At 67.2% G+C, this 591-nt stretch carries 1 protein-coding gene; it reads left to right on the forward strand.

Annotated elements, in window-relative coordinates:
- The coding region (locus AX690_RS15885) for a TonB-dependent siderophore receptor (protein WP_156449697.1) at positions 1-591 on the forward strand (591 nt) is incomplete at both ends.

Genomic DNA, 591 nt, shown 5'->3' on the forward strand with positions numbered 1-591 from the left:
TGGTCTTCAAGCTGGTGGAACCGCTCGCCCTCTACGCCAGCTACAGCCGCTCTTACCTGCCTCGTGCGGGCGACCAGTTGAGCTCGCTGTCCCTGTCCAACCAGGCGCTGGATCCGGAACGGTTCATCAACCGCGAGGTCGGCGTGAAGTGGGACCTTCGCCCCGATTTCTCCCTCACCGCAGCCGTCTACCAACTCGACCGCGAGAACGTCGCCGCGACTGACCCGGGCGATCCGACGCGTCTGGTGCTGGTGAAGGGTCAACGCAGCAAGGGCGTGGAGCTTGGCGCCGAGGGCGTCGTCAGGCCCGGCTGGACCCTCGTCGGCGGTTACGCCTATCAGGACGGTGAGATCACCCAGACGCAGTCGGCCACGGTGCGCGCCGGCGCGCGCCTGGCGCAGCTCCCAAAGCATTCGGCCTCACTCTGGAACCGGGTGGACGTGGCGCCGCGTCTCGCCCTCGGCCTCGGCGTGATCTACCGCAGCGCCATCTTCGCTTCGACCGACAATACCGTCACGCTGCCGGGCTTCACCCGAGTCGACGCGGCCCTCTATTACCAGGTCTCCGATCAGGTGTCGGCGCAGCTCAACG

The organism is Caulobacter sp. CCH9-E1, assembly GCF_001556515.1.
Taxonomy (GTDB): domain Bacteria; phylum Pseudomonadota; class Alphaproteobacteria; order Caulobacterales; family Caulobacteraceae; genus Caulobacter.